Source organism: Aquidulcibacter paucihalophilus, from assembly GCA_030285985.1.
GTDB lineage: Bacteria > Pseudomonadota > Alphaproteobacteria > Caulobacterales > Caulobacteraceae > Brevundimonas.
This window is the reverse complement of sequence record CP127384.1, coordinates 2,363,021-2,379,104: the sequence shown is the minus strand read 5'-3', so window position 1 is coordinate 2,379,104 and position 16,084 is coordinate 2,363,021. Positions and strand designations below refer to the sequence as shown.

Sequence of the window (16,084 nt, the reverse complement as noted above, 5' to 3'; positions counted from 1 at the left end):
CCCGTCCGGCTTTCAGGGCGGCTTAGTCATTCAACCCCCAAGCACGGTCTGCGCCTTGAGTGCCACTCAGATGGCGGGCGTGCCGTCGAGCGAGACCCAGGCCCATGCCACACATCATCTCTGCCGACAGTCTCGTGGGCCGCGTGGGGGACGATCTCGGTTTTTCGGACTGGGTTCTGGTCGATCAGGAGCGGATCGACCGGTTCGCGGCGGCGACCGGCGATCACCAGTTCATCCATGTCGATCCGGTGGCGGCGGCACAGACCCCGTTTGGCGGCACCATCGCCCACGGCATGCTGACCCTGTCCATGGCCATTGCCATGCTGCCCCCCGGCTATCTGCTCGTAGAGGGTCTGGTGATGGCGGTGAACTACGGGTTCGAAAAGGTCCGGCTGATCGCGCCCGTTCGCTCGGGCTCGGAGATCCGGGCCCGGCACAAGTTCCTGGGCGCCACCCCGCGGGGATCCGGCTGGCTGCTGCGCAATGAGATTACGGTCGAGATCCGGGGCACGGACAAGCCGGCCCTGACGGCTGAGTCCCTGATCCTGCAACTGACGGCCTGACGATGCGCGAGGCGATCTACGACTTCATCATTGTCGGTGCCGGCTCGGCCGGCTGTGTGCTGGCCGAGCGACTTTCGCGCGATGCGGACCATACCGTTCTGCTGCTGGAGGCGGGCGGGCCGGATAACAGTGCCCTGATCCGCACGCCGATGCTGATGGGCCTCGCCATTCAGTCCCGGGCCTACAACTGGCACTATGAGACCGAAGCCCAGGCCGGGCTGAACGACCGGCGGCTTTACTGGCCCAGGGGCAGGACCCTGGGCGGTTCGAGTGCGATCAATGCGATGCACTACATCCGGGGAGCGCCCGGAAACTACGACGAATGGCGCGACGTTTTCGGATGCGAGGGCTGGGGCTGGGACAGGGCCTTGCCGGCGTTCCGGGAGGTCGAGGGCCAGACGCGCGGAGCAGACGCGTATCACGGTGCCGATGGACCGTTGACGGTGCAGGACATTGCCCCGCTGAACCGGCTGACAGAGGCCTTTTTCGAGGCCGGGGGGCTGCTCCAGTATCCGCGAAACCCCGATTTCAACGGGGCCGCCCAGCTGGGATTCGGTCCCTATCAGGTCACACAGCGTGGCCTGCACCGCTGGAGTGCGGCCGATGCCTTCCTGAAGCCGGCCCTGTCGCGACCGAATCTGACCGTCAGGACCGGCGCGCTCGCCCGTCGGATCCTGATCGAAGGTGGCGTCGCCCGGGGCGTGGAGTTGGGGGGCACCGGCCAGCACGAGCCGTTCACCGCCCGGCGTGAGGTGATCCTTTGCGGCGGTGCCGTGAACTCGCCGCAACTGCTGCAGCTGTCTGGCGTTGGCGATGCCGCGGATCTTCGCGCCGCAGGCGTCACGCCCGAAGTCGACCTGCCGGGCGTCGGCCGCAACCTGCAGGACCATATCGACATTATCGGCCAGATCTCGACCCGTAGCGCGGCCTCAATCGGCCTGTCCTTGCGGGGATTGCCGCCCCTGGTGGGCGGTGTCGCCGCCTGGCTGGCCGGGCGGCCGGGCCCCCTGTCGACCAATCCGATCCAGGGCGGTGCCTTTGTCCGTTCATCCCGGGCCGGCGACCTGCCGGACATCCAGCTGGTTTTCACACCGGGTCTGGCCGCGCCGCACGGACGCGAACTGCCGCTCGGGCACGGGGCGACGCTCCATGCCTGTGTGCTCTATCCGGAGAGCCGCGGCCGGATCCGCATCGTCAGCGACGATCCGGCCGTGCCGCCGGCGATCGACCCGGCCTATCTGACGGCCCCGCATGACCTCGAGGTCCTGACCGATGGGCTGGAGATCGTCCGGACCTTGCTGGGTTCGGCAGCGTTTGAATTTGACCGCCGCGCCGAGTTGCTGCCGGGTCCGGACAAGACCAGCCGTTCCGCGCTGATGGATGACGTCCGGGCACGGGCCGAGACCCTTTATCATCCGGTCGGCACCTGCATGATGGGGCAGGGCGAGCTCTCTGTGGTCGACCCGCAACTGAGGGTACGGGGCGTTGAGGGGCTCCGGGTCGTCGACGCGTCCGTCATGCCCCGGCTGGTCGGCGGCAACACCAATGCCCCGACCATCATGATCGCCACCCTTGGCGCCGCTATGATCCTGGAGACAGCCCAATGACCGGGACCCTGACAGCCCCACCTGCATCGGACAGGATCCGGGCCCTTATCGCGGCCCAGCAGGCCGCTTTCGCACAGGATCCCCGGCGTTCGCTGGCCGACCGGCGGCGCGACCTGGGCATCGTGGAAGCCCTAGTGCTCGACAATGAGGACGCCATTGCCGAGGCGATCGATGCCGATTTCGGCGGGCGATCGCGCAACGAGACGCGGCTGCTGGAGATTGTCGTCACGGCCCAGGCGGCGCGGCATGCCCGCAAGGACCTGTCGCGATGGATGAAGGTTCGCACGGTGCCGACGCCTTCAATGGCGGCACCGGGGCGATCCCTTGTCCGGTATGAGCCCAAGGGCGTCGTCGGGATTGTCGCGCCCTGGAACTATCCGATCCAGTTGAGCCTCGTTCCGTTGATTGCTGCCCTGGCGGCCGGCTGCCGGGCCCTGATCAAGCCGTCCGAACTGACCCCCCGGACCAGTGACCTGATGGCTCGTCTGCTGTCCGAGCGCTTCCCCGCTGACCAGGTTGCGGTGGTGACCGGTGGGGCCGATGTCGCCGAGGTCTTTTGCAGCGAGCGGTTCGACCATCTGTTCTATACCGGCTCAACGCGGATCGGCCGTTCCGTGGGTCAGGCCGCCGCCCGGAACCTGACGCCGGTCACGCTGGAACTCGGCGGCAAGTCCCCGGTCATCGTTGATGCCTCAATCCCTCTGGACCGCGTGGCCCATCCCCTGGCCTGGGGCCGGTTCCTGAACGCGGGCCAGACCTGCGTCGCGCCGGACTATGTGCTGGTCGAGGGCCACCGCGCCGAGGCCCTGGGTCAGGCCGTGATCCGGCAGGCGGGGGTCTTCTATCCCGAATTCGCTTCCAACCCCGACTACACCGCCATCGTCTCGGACCGGCACCATGCGCGATTGACGGCGATGATCGACGAGGCGCGACACAGGGGGGTGCAGATCCTGCAGCCGCCCCACGACGCCGCGTCCCTTGCCGGTAGCCGGCGGATAGCTCCCACCGTCATGATTGATCCGCCCGCCGACCTGGCCGTCATGCGTGAGGAGATTTTCGGACCGGTGCTGCCGATCGTGAGCAGCGCCTCCATTGCCGCGGCCTGCGCCCGGGTGAACGCGGGGGAACGGCCCCTGGCGCTCTATGTGTTCAGCGATGACCGTGCCGTCGTCCGTCAGGTGCTGGACAGCACCCTCTCGGGCGGGGTCTCGGTGAACACGACCATGGTCCATCTCTCCAATGAACACCTGCCATTCGGCGGCGTCGGCGAGAGTGGCTCGGGGGCCTATCACGGACAGCGTGGCTTCGAGGAGTTCAGCCATGCCCGCAGCGTGTTCGAGGCGGGCCGGTGGCACTCGAGCCGGCTGATCGCGCCGCCCTATGGTGCCGTGTTCCGCTTCGCTGCCGGCATCGCACTCAAATCCTGAACCGGGGCATTCCCCCGGACAGGGTGCAGGACGGCGCTACGGCAGGGTCCGGTAGCCGACGAAGACAATCGCCAGCATCACCACCTCGACCGCGATCAGCGGCATGGCCTTTGCGCCGCTGCCGTCCAGGACGGCACTGACCAGGCGTCCCAGGATGATGACCGCGAGCATGATCATCGGGATGAGCAGGACGTCCGACCGGTTACGCACCGCGGCATAGATCGCCGAGAGGCCGAACATCAGGAAGAGGGCGAAGAAGTCGCCGCGCAGGGTCGACAGTCCGACCGGGCCTGTCGGTTCCAGTCCCAGTCGCAGGGCGACCCGAGCAGGTGTCAGCAGGAATCCTGCGGCCAGCGGCAGGGTCAGGGCCCCGAGGCCAAACAGTGCAAACCGGACGATGGTATTCAAGACGCGGCCCTCTTGGCATGGTCGGTGACAGAACTGCGTCCGGTATGGTCAGGATCCTCCTGACCGCCGATCGCCCGGAACGCTTAACCAAGCCGGTATTCTGCGGCAAAGCTTAATCGTCGCAAGCCCACTTTATTTTGGCACTTATGGTGCTAACGTACCCCTCAGGTCCGCCGTGTAAAAAACGAGACAGGACGAGGGGAGGCTCCAGCTTTCAATAGCGTGGCAGCCAAGGGGAGGATTGTTATGAAGACCACCAGGAAACTCGGCGTATCGCTGTTGTCGCTTACAGCGGCCATGGCAGCTTCCAATGTTGCCATGGCGCAGGACCCGCAGAGCGGTGCCTCGGAGCCCGCAAGGCTGGACGAGATCATCGTCCAGGCGACCAAGCGGTCCGAGAGCCTGTTCGATGTTCCGGTGGCCGTGACCGCCTATTCAAGCGAGCAGCTTCAGGCCGCCCAGGTCCGCGATGTGCGCGATCTGCAGATTGTGGCCCCGACCCTTGCGGTCAACTCCAGCACCGGATCGACCCAGACGGTCTTCACCATCCGCGGTGTCGGCACTGCCGGCCAGAACACCGGGCTTGAGCAGTCCGTTGGCGTGTTCCTGGATGGCGTCTATCGCGGCCGTCCCGGGGCGGCCCTCGGCGACCTCGCCGACGTCAGCCAGATCGAGGTGCTGCGCGGACCGCAGGGCACGCTGTTTGGTCGGAATACGTCTGGCGGCGTCATCGCCGTGCAGACAAGACAGCCCGAGTTTGTCCCCGGCGGCCAGTTCACGGCGTCTGCGGGCGACTATGGCCATCGCCAGTTCATGGCGACTGTCACCGGACCCCTGCTGGGCGACTCCGTGGCGGGACGCCTGACCGCGACCTCGCAGGAGCGTGACGGCTACGTCGACGATTTCCGCCTGGGCGGCACCTACAATGACCGGTCGCGCTGGTCGGTTAAGGGGCAACTGCTCTGGGATATCTCGCCCGATGCGACGCTGCGTCTGATCGCCGACCGGTCCGAGACCGAGGAGGTCTGCTGTGCCGCCATACCCGTCTTCTATGGCCCGACCTCGGCGGCGCTCACTGCGCTGGGGGGCGTGCTGCGGACAGGGACGGCAGGGTCCCATGGCGGTTTCGCCGGCCGCTTTGTCGACAACAGCATCTATGATGTGGCTGTGAATCCGGCCACCCAGCCCCTCGACGACTCCTCGGTCGACCAGGGTGTTTCGGCCCAGCTGGACTGGAACCTGGGGGCGACCGACCTGACCGTCATCGCCTCGCGTCGCACCTTTGAGACCATGCCCACGGTCGATGCCGACTTCACCAACCTCAACATGCTGTCCCAGACCACCGGTCAGGACATCACGGAGGGGTCCCTCGAGGTCCGTCTGGCCTCGGCGGATCCGGATGCCCGGCTCGAGTGGCTGATCGGCGGTTTCCTGTTCAACCAGGACATCTTCGCCGACCAGGAGCTCCGCTACGGCAACCAGCTCCGCGCCTATATCGAGGCGATCACGCCGCGCGTGCCTGTCGCGCCCGGGGTGACCGTGCCGATCCTGACCCGTCTGGAGCAGGTGACCGGACGCCCTGTGGGCACGTTCCTGGCCCCCGGCGTCGCCGTCAACGACGACTATGACTACGAAAGCCGCAGCGCGGCCCTGTTCGGCCAGGCGACCTTCAATGTGACGGATCGGCTCGCGATCACGGGTGGGCTTCGCTACTCGCGTGAAGAGAAGAATGCCGACTATCGGATCCAGTCATTCGATACGCTCTCCCAGATCCAGTTCGTTGGTCCCCTGGCTCCGTTTGCGGCGCTCCGGAGTCTGCAGCTCTACCCGGCGGTCAATCCGTTCACTGCAGAAATCAAGGATGACGATCTCTCCGGGACGGTCAGCGTGGCCTATGAGCTCTCCGATGAGGTCAACCTGTTTGCCCGCTATGCCCGGGGTTACAAGTCGGGCGGTTTCAACCTCAACCGTACGGCCGCGCAGACCACGCCGGGCAACCCGGTGGCTGACCCCAACAGGGTGATCTTCAACCCCGAGGTCGTCGATGCCTTTGAAGTGGGGACCAAGATCCGCTTCTGGGACGGTCGGGGCCAGCTCAACGCCAACCTGTTCTTCCAGGCGCTGGAAGATTACCAGACCAATGCTTTTGACGGCAGCAGCTTCCGGATTACCAACGCCGGCGGACTGGAGAGCAAGGGACTGGAGTGGGACTACCGCATCCGGCTGACCGACAACATCATCATCGATGGCGGCGGCACCCTGCAGGACGTCCAGTACACCGACTTTGCCAACGCCCAGGCTACCGCAGCCCAGGTCCTTGCCGGTCAGAACGTTCAGGACCTGAGCGGCAGGACGCCGAACTTCGTCTCCGAGGTCCTGATCTCCGGCGGCATCACCTATGAGACGCCGTTGACCGGTTCCCTCGGTCTGCGGGCCAACCTCAACTATCTGTACCGGTCGGAATACGCCACCGCCCAGGACCTCGACCCGCTCTCCTTCCAGGACGGCTATGTCATGCTCAATGCCAGCATCGGCATTGGCACGCTTGACGAGGCCTGGGGTGCGGAGATCTGGGTTCGCAACCTGACGGACGAACGGGTCGCCAACATTGTTTTCGACACGGTCTTCCAGACGGGCAGCCAGAGCGCCTTCATGGAGGCTCCGCGTACGATGGGCATCACCCTTCGTCGTAACTTCTGATCGGGGGACGCCAGGGCTCGGCCATGGGGATCAAGGCACTGATCGGGCCCATGGTCAGCCGGGCGATCACCTCGAACCGGCGACGCGATACGCAGCGTCGCCGGTTCGAGGATGCTCGTGTTCGGGCCGGAAAACCGCATGAAGTCCTGTATTTCCATCAGGTGGACGACCCCTATTCTGCCCTGATGGCCGGCCGGCTTGCCGGCCTGGTCGAGCAATACGGGGTCGTACTCACGCCACATCTGGTGCCCCCGCCGCCCGGCTGGGCGGCACCGGAGCGGCAGAAGCTGACGGTCTATGCCCGGCGGGACGCGGCGCTGATCGCCCCCGCCTATGGTCTGGACTATTGTGACCGGGCCATTCCGTCCGCGCCGGAGGTGGAACGGGCCCAGTCCATTCTGAAGTCCGCGATCGACACCGGGCGTTTTGCGGTCGCGGCCCCGGTTGTCGCGCGTGCCCTCGGCGCGGGAGACTCCCTCGACGCTGCTGAGGCGGCGTTCGGTTCAGCGACCCCGGCGACCGTCGCGGCGGCGCTTGAGGCTGGCGACCGCCTGCGGAACCGGCTTGGTCACTATCTCGGCGCGACCCTGCATCATGCCGGTGAGTGGTATTGGGGCGTTGATCGTCTCGGCGATCTGGAGATGCGGCTCGGGGCCCTTGGATGCGGCGACGGCGGCCCGGCGTTCCACGCCCTGGCCACGCGCCCGCAACTGAGGTTTCTCGAAACCGCTCGAGCCGCAGACACGCGTACACCGGCCCTGGAGATGTTTCTCTCGTTCCGAAGTCCCTACACCTATCTGGCGATGGAACGGGTCCGGGCCCTTGTCAGCCACTACGGGGTGGAACTGCGCCTGCGATTTGTCCTGCCCATGGTCATGCGCGGCCTTCCGGTCCCGGCGGCCAAGCGGACCTATATCCTGCGCGACTGCAAACGGGAGGCCGACCATCTCGGGTTTCCCTTTGGCTCTGTCTGCGATCCGGTGGGACGGCCGGTGGAACGCGGTCTGGCCATCCTGAACGGTGCCATCGCAACGGGATCCGGCATGGCTTTCGCATGCTCCTTCCTGCGCGGTGTGTTCGCCGAGGCGATCGATGCCGGCTCCGACAGTGGCCTGCGTCATCTGGTCGAACGGGCCGGACTCGACTGGCAACAGGCCCTCGTCTGGATGGCGGATGAGAGCTGGCGCGAGGTCGCCGAGGACAATCGCCGCTCCATGTTCGCTGATCAGCTCTGGGGCGTGCCGTCGTTCCGTTTCGGAGACCTGGCCACCTGGGGCCAGGACCGGCTCTGGCTGGTCGAGCAGGCCATTATTGAAACCCTCGGCGGGCCCAAGGCGACCGCCTCAGACTTCGGAACCGGAACAAAAACATGAACCTTCGCCGCGTTGCACTCGCCGGTCTCATCCTCGTCGTTCTGGCGGCCGGAGTGCTGATCGTGTTCCAGCGACCCATCGGGGCCGGCGTGCTGGGGCGTATTGCGAACACCCAGGTCGGTCGCGACAGTGTCGCTGACATGGCGGACGGTCTCAATGTCGCGCTTTGCGGAACCGGGTCACCCTTCCCCGACCCGACCCGGGCGGGTCCATGCAGCGCCGTGATTGTCGGTGGCAAGGTCTTCGTGATCGACAGCGGGGAGGGGGCCGCCCGCAGCCTGGCGAGAATGGGGATTCCGGCCTCGCGGATCGAAGCGATCTTCCTGACCCATTTCCATTCCGACCACATCGACGGTCTGCCGCCGGTCCTGCTGCAGAGCTGGGTCAGCGGGACCCGCACCCGGCCAATGCCTCTCTACGGACCGGAGGGCGTCGAGAGTGTGGCCGCCGGGTTCAATGCCGCCTATGTGCTCGACTCGGGCTATCGGGTCGCGCACCACAGCGCTGCCATTGCGCCGCCCTCCGGACAGGGGGCCGCCCCCGTCGCCTTCAGTATCCAGGGTGCAGCGGCCGCCGGCGGGCTCGTGGTCTATAATGCCGATGGCCTCGTGGTGACGGCGTTCACCGTCAATCATAATCCGGTCCATACGGCCGTAGGCTATCGCTTCGACTATGCCGGGCGCAGCGTGGTCTTCAGCGGCGACACGGCGGTCTCGGCCCACCTGAACGCCATGGCGGCCGGTGCCGACATCCTCGTTCACGATGCCCTGCAGCCGGCCCTGCTTTCGACCATCGAAAAGCGACTGGATGACAAGGGGCAGGCCAATCTGGCCCAGGTCATGCGTGACATCGTCGACTATCACGCCACCCCCGAACAGGCAGCCGATGCGGCGAAGGCCGCGGGCGTGGACACGCTGGTTCTGAACCACCTCGTGCCACCCCAGCCCCTCGACTATGGGTACGCGGCCTTCCTGGGCGATGCGCGCAAGCATTTTGACGGCCCGATCATCGTCGGCGAGGACGGCATGCTGTTCAGCCTGCCGCGCGGTGACGACAGCATGCAGCGCAAACGCCTGTTCTAGATCGCGTTCGGTCTGGACGTGATCGCGTCCAGACCCGGCCCGCGGCAGGCCGCTCGGTCCCGGTTGCTTCCGGGCTCAGCCGGCCGGCGTTCGGGCGGCCAGCAGCAGCGACCGAAGCGTGTGCTCCATCACCCGTCTGGCCTCGACTACGGTCAATTGCTGGTCGCGGCGCATTCCGATCCATGTCGGCCAGGATGAGGCCAGGACCATGGAGCGCAGGAACAGTTCCCGGTCGGCTTCGGCCGCCTGGTTCAGAGACGTCGAGAAGACGGTGTTCAGGTAGTTGCGGTGGGTGCCTTCGTCCTCGCGCAGCATGCGGTCGATCACAGGATTCATGGCGCGCATGGATCGGGCGACATCCCGCACCGGGCTGACATATTCCCACAGCCGGCCCAGTCTCTGCGCCACGGCAGTAATCAGCTCGGGTTCGGGCAGCCCGCTGATGTCGCGTGAATGAAACCGGGCGAAGACCTCTTCGCGCTGCAATTGGGTCGCCGCGATGATCAGCTCATTGGTGTCGGCGAAATGCCGGAAGACGGAGCGCCGGGACACATTGGCCCGGTCGGCGACGGCGTCCATCGTCGGCATCTGACGTGTCTCGCGAACCAGGTCGAGCAGTGCCCGGGCGACCGCAGAGCGGCTGCGCTGACTGCGGATGCGCCGACCGTCGACAACAGACTCTTCGTCCGCGCTTTCCAGCAAAAGAATGCTCCAAATATTGACATCCGGAATGCCAAAACATTACGCATTCCGCGTGGCTATTCCAGCCACCTTAACCTGTTTTATTCCCATACCGGAGGAACGTGACATGACGCTAGACGAAATCACCTCGGAGATCCGGGGCCGCGTCGCGGCCAACGGTGGCATCAAGGGCAAGACGGTGAAGTTCCATTTCGGCGACGATGGAGCCATCCGGATCGACTCCCGGGGCGACGAGGCGGTGGTCGACAATGAAGACAGCGCGGCCGACTGCACGGTCAAGATCTCGAAAGACGACTTCCTCGAAATGGCTGCCGGCCGCCTGAACCCGACGGCTGGCTTCATGTCGGGCAAGATCAAGATCGAAGGCGACATGGGCCTGGCCATGCAGCTGGGCAATATCCTGAACTAGAGAACAGCCGGGCCGGTCGCTCAGCTCGGGAGACCGGCCCACACCTCGCGGTTCCCAACACGCTCAATGCGTCGGCGCGCCTTGAGTTCCAGCCAGTGGGCCAGTCCCAGCGGCGCGAGATAGGCCCGCACGGACTCGCGCCCGGCCGGTTCCAGCCGCTCAAACGCGTCGGTCACCGACTGCAGTTTGAAGACACTGAAGGCCCTCAGGGTGGTCGTGACCGGCGTCCCCATCAGGTCGAAGGTCACTTGCCCCTTCGGACGGCGGCTCCGGTCCTCTGACTGCAGGAGCTCACCGGCCGCGAGGTCTGGATGGTCGGCCAGCCAGCGGTCCAGCGCCTCGACCTGGGCGGTCAGTTCGGCACCGTAGATCCCGGCCACGGCCGCGCAGACCGGACCCAGGGTCTCGGCCAGGCTGTCGTCCGCGGCATAGGCCGGATCCAGATCGGCGAACTCCGGCATGTCGGCATCGGCCGCATTCATCCGCTCGACCCAGCGCAAGACGAAATAGGCCTTCCGCCGCATCTGATCGGCCGGGTAGGGGTCACGGCCCAGATGGGCATAGAAGGACGACAGCAGGCCGAAATCGCCGATGCTGGGCACGCCGCCCAGCAGGTAGGGCGACCGGCGGAAATGCTCGTTCAGAGCGGCCAGCAGGATCTCATAGGCCTGTTCGATGGCGGGGATGGTCTCGGCCGTGACACCCAGGATGGGCAGGTAGCCCCCCATTTTCGCCATCGCTGCTTCGGCGATCATCGGGACCTGCGACGGCTCGGCAGAGGGCGCGATCCCGGCGGCGAACCCGGCCTGGATAAAGGCGTGGTTCTGTTCGGGAAAGCTCCAGCGATAGTGCATGCCGGTCCGGATCATGCCTTCATCACCGAACAGTTCGAAAATGCGGGCGATGACCGACTGTCGGGGTCCGGTCGGATAGATCGGGACAGCCGCCGGAAAGGCCTGTTCGACGTGATCGAGAATATCGGCCGTATCCTGGATGATGGTGCCGTCGGGCGTCTCGAGGACCGGGATCATGAACCGGCCGAGTGCCGGCGCGATGGTGCCGCCAAATCGCGGGTCATTGACCAGCCGTTCCTGGAACGGAACGCCGCGTTTGCGCAGGTGGGCCCGGGCCTTGCCGGTAAACATGGATACCGGCATGCCGTAGAGAAGATAGGGTTGCGTCATGGCTGTACCTCGTCAGCGGATTGGGCGGCCCTGGCGGTCACTCAGACCGGGGGCAGGGGCGAAATCGGGGATGACCGGCCCTGACAGCAGCCGAACGGCAGCCGCGCCGAGCCGGTCGGTCAAAGTGTTCCGGGCAGATGGGGGCAGGGCCGCGAAGGCCTGCTGCAGGCGTGACAGCCGCCCGGCCCGGTAGGGGTTGGTCGAATAGCGAATGTCGTGGTTGCCGAGACGGTATCGGACCTCGCCCGCGCCGGCTGCGCAGGCGGCGGCATTCGCCATGAGCTCGGGCAGGAAACGCTCCACGACCAGGCTGATGACAGCGCCCAGATCGTCGGGGATCGACGTCACTGACCGGGCGTCGGCTCCCCCCGCTCCGTTCAGCGCCCACAGTCGCGTGACCCAGGCTGCGACGGACGGTGCCCGCGCCCGCATGATCCGGCCCGGCGTCGGGTCGCAGTGGAAATGGCGGAACATCGGACCGAACAGCCCGATATCAGCCCGTGTCGGCGCATCGCCCATGACCCAGTCCCGTCGGCTGAGGACAGGCTCCAGGGCATCCAGCAGATCGAGATAGTCCGCCTCGATCGCGGCCCGGTTCGCCGGGGTAACGCCTTCGCCTCGCAGATAGTGGGCGCGCTGCCGCCACAGGATCGGCAAGCGTTTCAGGGCCGCCGGACCGGGGATGTCCCGCAGCATGCCGCGCGCCAGGCGCGCGCTCATCAGACGCGCATCGTCGGCGAAAGCCCATCGGTAGTAGAGCGCCGGTCGCCAGAGGTGCTCGTCTCCAAAGGTCTCGATGAGTTCGGCCATGAACCGACAGGCCGGGTCTGAAGGGGTCAGGGCGGGTTCCGGACATTCGGTCTCGAGGGCGTCGATGATCCGGACCGTATCCGTCATCCAGCGTCCGTCCGGCATTTCCAGCTGCGGCATCTGCTGCACGCCGGTGTGGCGGGCGAGCCGGCGGAAGCTGCCGACGCTCATCTCGGTCAGTCGATAGGGCAGGCCCTTGGCGCGCAGATAGCCTTCCAGCTTGCCCGTAAAATACGACAGATCCAGCCCATGCACGACCAGCATTGAAACACTCCGGCCAGATCGATTGACCGGCCTCCCTGCCATCATCATTATGGCAGCCTGAATGCCAATAGTAGACAGTTCCAACCCCTGCAACGGAGGTTAATTTGCACGAGGATCTGGCGGGGTCGGGCCTGTATCAGCTCAAGGGGGCGATCGGATCGCCCTATTCGATGAAGATGCGCGCGGTCCTCCGGTATCGGCGAATTCCGTTTGTCTGGCAGGGTGGTCTGGTCGGGTTCATGGCGGCCCAGGCGATGAAGGCCAAGGTCGTGCCCGTGCTCGTCACCCCGGAGGGTGAGGCCTGGAACGACTCCACCCGGTTGATCCAGCAACTTGAGGTCTGGCACCCTGGCGCGCGCAGCCTGGTCCCGACGGATCCAGCGGTGGCCTTCCTGTCGCTGCTGCTCGAGGACATGGCGGACGAGTGGCTGTCAAAGGCCATGTATCTTTACCGCTGGGCCCGGCCGGTCGACCAGGAACAGATGAGCCGCTGGCTTGCCTTTGACGCCCTTCGGGGGGGCGGGGTCGATGCCGTTGTCGAACAGGCTGCGGTCTGGCGGGACCGTCAGGTCGGGCGCCGCGATCTCGTGGGGGCGGGCGAGGCGGCCCAGCCAGTCATCGAAGCCTCGGCCGCCAGGATCATGGCCGCCCTGAACCAGCGGGTGGTCGAGCGGGGCTTCCTGTTTGGTGACCGACCGAGTGCGGCGGACATGGCCTTCTACGGTCAGCTGACCCAGCTGGCCACCGACCCGACGCCCCAGGCACTGATGCGGGACCTGTATCCGTGGCTGTTCCGCTGGGTACAGATATCCGACGACCTGTCGGGCGAGGTCGAGGGCCAGTGGGATGAGGACGTCGACTCGCCGGCGCTGAGGGCCCTGCTGGTCGAATGCGCGACACACTACCTGCCCTGTCTGATGGCCAATGCCGCCGCCCTGCGCTCGGGGCAGACGACGTTCCGCTATCGGGCAGGCGGCGTTGAGTTGTCCCAGCCGACGGATCGCTATCAGGCCAAATGCCTCCAGGCGGTGCTTTCGGCCTTCGCGGGCCTGGACCACGAAGCGCGCGCCAGGCTCGAGCCTGTTCTTGCAGAAACCGGGTGTTACTCGCTGCTCACCAGCGACGGATCCGAAGGAGTTGCGGCATGACCGATCAGGACCCGAAGAAGTGGTCGTTCCGCCAGCTCGACCGACGGTCGCTGTTGATCGGGACGGCGGCCGGGACCGCGGCGGCGGCCGGTGGTGCCCTGGGGATCGGAGCGATCCGCGAGGCCACAGCGCCCTACATCACCCCCGCGGCAGTGCCTGCCGGCGCGGCCGCGCGGGTGCGGGAATCCTTCCGGGATTCACGCCCGTCCTATTCCGCTGAGCCGACGGCCCCGCAGGGCGCGCCGAACATCATCACGATCGTCCTGGATGATGTCGGTTTCGCCGATCTGGGCTGTTACGGCAGCGAGATCCGGACACCGGCCTTCGACGCCCTGGCCGGGGCGGGCGTGCGCTATTCCAATTTCCGCACCTGCGCCATGTGTTCGCCGACCCGGGCGGCGCTGCTCACGGGTCTTAATTCCCATTCGGCCGGCATGGGCTGGCTGGCGGATATCGACGCCGGCTATCCCGGCTATCGCGGCGACCTGACCCGCGAGGCCGCGACCATGCCCGAGATCCTGCGCGATGCCGGCTGGTCGACCTTCCTGGTCGGCAAATGGCATGTCAATAATTCGGGCAGCAGCGGCCCCAACGGGCCCTATCACAACTGGCCGACCTCGCGCGGATTTGAGCGCGCCTACTGGTTCCAGGGCCATTCGACCGACTATTTCAAACCCTCTACCCTGCACGACGGCGTGACTCCGGTCGAAGCGCCCGTCTCGGACGACTACTATGTCTGTGACGATCTGACCGACCGGGCGATCAGCTATATCCGCACGCAGCAGGCGCTGTCGCCGGACAAGCCCTTCCATCTCCAGCTGGCCTTCCCGGGTGCCCATTCCCCGCTGCAGGCACGGGGACGCGAGCGCGACGCCTACAAGGGGCAGTATGACATCGGCTGGGATGCGGTGCGTGCGGCCCGGCTGGAGCGGCAGAAGGCAATGGGTCTGTCGCCGGCGACGACCAGCCTGCCGCCCCTGTCCTTCGGCACCCGGCCCTGGGCCGAGCTGAACGCCGTCGAGCGGCGGGTCTTTGCCCGCTACATGGAGGTCTATGCCGCCATGATCACCAATATGGACCGCAATGTCGGGCGGCTGATGGAGACGCTGCGCGACCTCGGTCAGGCCGATAACACCCTGGTGCTGGTCATGTCGGACAACGGAGGATCCGGCGAAGGAACCCCCGACGGATCGCCCAATGTCTTCGCCCCTGCGTTCGGTCGGCCGGTGCCGGTGGAGAAGGCCGCCGAACTCTATGATGTGATGGGCGAGGACGCGACCTTCCCCCACTACCCGATGGCCTGGGCCTGTGTCTCGAACACGCCGTTCCGCCTCTACAAGCAGTACGCGCACCTGGGTGGCGTCGCCGACCCCCTGATCGTCTCCTGGCCCCGCCGGATCCGCGACAAGGGCCGGGTGCGGGAGAAGTTCGTCCACGTCGTCGATGTCATGCCGACCCTGCTCGAAGCAGCCGGCGTGGAGCGGCCGGACACCTATCTCGGAGCCCCTCAAAAGCCGTTGGAGGGGGCGAGTTTCCTGCCCAACCTTCTTTCCGGCCGGGCAAATACGCGGACCGGACAATACTACGAACTGGGAGGCAACAGGGCTTATGAGGACGGCCGCTGGCGGCTGGTCAGCCGACACAAACGCGGGACCCTGCAGGAAGATGATGTCTGGGAACTGTACGACCTCAGCCAGGACTCCAACGAGAGCAGGGACCTCGCGGCGGCCAATCCCGAGGTCGTGCAGCGGCTCCGGGCTGCATGGCAGGCCGATGCGGAGAAATACAACGTCTTCCCGCTGGATGACCGCAGCCTCATGCTCAAGCTCGTGCAGGACCGCCAGGCCAAGGGTCTTCGGGCGCGCTGGGACTTCCGGCCGCCGGTCGAGCGACTCGGGCCGGACGTGTCCCCGCTCGTCTGTGGTCTCGACCACAAGATCACCGTCGATCTGACCTGGGCACCGGGACAGGACGGGGTGCTGCTGGCGTCCGGATCCAAACATGCCGGCTATGTGCTGTATGTCGAGGACGGGCGGCTGACCTATGAATACAGCCTCGTGCCCTGGAGCGAGCGGATCGTCGCCAGCGTCCCGCTGGTGCGGGGCCGGAATACCGTCCGCTATGTCCAGACGTTGACGGCCCGACCGTTTGACGGCCGCGGCAGCCTGTTTGTGAACGGTCGCAAGGCCGGCGAGCGGACCTATGAACAGGTCCTGTTCTCGCCGGGCTATGACGGGTTTTCGATCGGTGCCGATTACGGCAACCAGGTCTCGGCTCGCTATTCGGGGCCGAACCCGTTCGGCGGTACGATCGAGCGGGTCCTGATCGAGGTCGACAACAAGCCGACCAATCCCCTTGAAACCCGTCGCTTCCTTGATCGTATGGGCATGACCGTATGACCCCAGGG

At 66.1% G+C, this 16,084-nt stretch carries 13 protein-coding genes; 9 read left to right on the top strand and 4 right to left on the bottom strand.

From position 1 onward, the window contains the following. Positions 1-104: 104 nt before the first annotated feature. Genes KB221_11730 through KB221_11720 form a run of 3 tightly spaced genes read left to right on the top strand, consistent with a single transcriptional unit; the run spans position 105 to position 3,597 of the window. Positions 105-563, top strand: coding sequence for a MaoC family dehydratase (locus KB221_11730; protein WIY68749.1), 459 nt, complete (start codon positions 105-107; stop codon positions 561-563). A 2-nt stretch (positions 564-565) separates the two neighbouring features. Beyond that, complete coding sequence (locus KB221_11725) at positions 566-2,170, top strand: GMC family oxidoreductase N-terminal domain-containing protein (GenBank protein WIY68748.1); 1,605 nt, start codon at positions 566-568, stop codon at positions 2,168-2,170. Next, complete coding sequence (locus tag KB221_11720; protein WIY68747.1) at positions 2,167-3,597, top strand: aldehyde dehydrogenase family protein; 1,431 nt, start codon at positions 2,167-2,169, stop codon at positions 3,595-3,597. The genes KB221_11725 and KB221_11720 overlap by 4 nt, the downstream gene beginning before the upstream one ends. A 36-nt stretch (positions 3,598-3,633) precedes the next feature. On the opposite strand, the gene KB221_11715 is transcribed toward KB221_11720, so the two are convergent. Continuing rightward, on the bottom strand, positions 3,634-4,005 hold the full coding sequence (locus KB221_11715) for a hypothetical protein (protein WIY68746.1): 372 nt from the start codon (positions 4,003-4,005) through the stop codon (positions 3,634-3,636). Between the two features lie 246 nt (positions 4,006-4,251). Between KB221_11715 and KB221_11710 the strand changes: the two genes are divergently transcribed. From KB221_11710 to KB221_11700, 3 genes are read left to right on the top strand one after another with little or no spacing between them, the layout of a single operon-like run. Then, positions 4,252-6,705, top strand: a complete 2,454-nt coding sequence (locus tag KB221_11710; protein ID WIY68745.1) for a TonB-dependent receptor — start codon at positions 4,252-4,254, stop codon at positions 6,703-6,705. 23 nt (positions 6,706-6,728) lie between these two features. Beyond that, complete coding sequence (locus KB221_11705) at positions 6,729-8,078, top strand: DsbA family protein (GenBank protein WIY68744.1); 1,350 nt, start codon at positions 6,729-6,731, stop codon at positions 8,076-8,078. Continuing rightward, the gene (locus tag KB221_11700; protein ID WIY68743.1) at positions 8,075-9,160 is read left to right on the top strand and encodes an MBL fold metallo-hydrolase; all 1,086 of its coding nucleotides are present in this window, start codon (positions 8,075-8,077) and stop codon (positions 9,158-9,160) included. The genes KB221_11705 and KB221_11700 overlap by 4 nt, the downstream gene beginning before the upstream one ends. Positions 9,161-9,235: 75 nt before the next feature. On the opposite strand, the gene KB221_11695 is transcribed toward KB221_11700, so the two are convergent. Further along, on the bottom strand, positions 9,236-9,748 hold the full coding sequence (locus tag KB221_11695; GenBank protein WIY68742.1) for a helix-turn-helix domain-containing protein: 513 nt from the start codon (positions 9,746-9,748) through the stop codon (positions 9,236-9,238). Between the two features lie 220 nt (positions 9,749-9,968). On the opposite strand from KB221_11695, the gene KB221_11690 reads away from it, so the two are divergent. Beyond that, positions 9,969-10,271 (top strand): SCP2 sterol-binding domain-containing protein, encoded by a 303-nt coding sequence (locus KB221_11690; protein ID WIY68741.1) that lies wholly within the window; start codon positions 9,969-9,971, stop codon positions 10,269-10,271. 20 nt (positions 10,272-10,291) lie between these two features. Here the strand turns inward: KB221_11690 and KB221_11685 are convergent, their stop codons facing one another. Both KB221_11685 and KB221_11680 read right to left on the bottom strand, forming a co-directional pair. Beyond that, the gene (locus tag KB221_11685; protein WIY68740.1) at positions 10,292-11,455 is read right to left on the bottom strand and encodes a glutathione S-transferase; all 1,164 of its coding nucleotides are present in this window, start codon (positions 11,453-11,455) and stop codon (positions 10,292-10,294) included. A 12-nt stretch (positions 11,456-11,467) separates the two neighbouring features. Then, the gene (locus KB221_11680) at positions 11,468-12,529 is read right to left on the bottom strand and encodes a glutathione S-transferase family protein (protein ID WIY68739.1); all 1,062 of its coding nucleotides are present in this window, start codon (positions 12,527-12,529) and stop codon (positions 11,468-11,470) included. Positions 12,530-12,633: 104 nt separating this feature from the next. Here KB221_11680 and KB221_11675 point away from each other — a divergent pair, with 104 nt between their 5' ends. Further along, on the top strand, positions 12,634-13,677 hold the full coding sequence (locus KB221_11675; GenBank protein ID WIY68738.1) for a glutathione S-transferase family protein: 1,044 nt from the start codon (positions 12,634-12,636) through the stop codon (positions 13,675-13,677). After that, positions 13,674-16,076, top strand: a complete 2,403-nt coding sequence (locus KB221_11670; protein ID WIY68737.1) for an arylsulfatase — start codon at positions 13,674-13,676, stop codon at positions 16,074-16,076. Before KB221_11675 ends, KB221_11670 begins: the two co-directional genes overlap by 4 nt. Positions 16,077-16,084 lie beyond the last annotated feature (8 nt).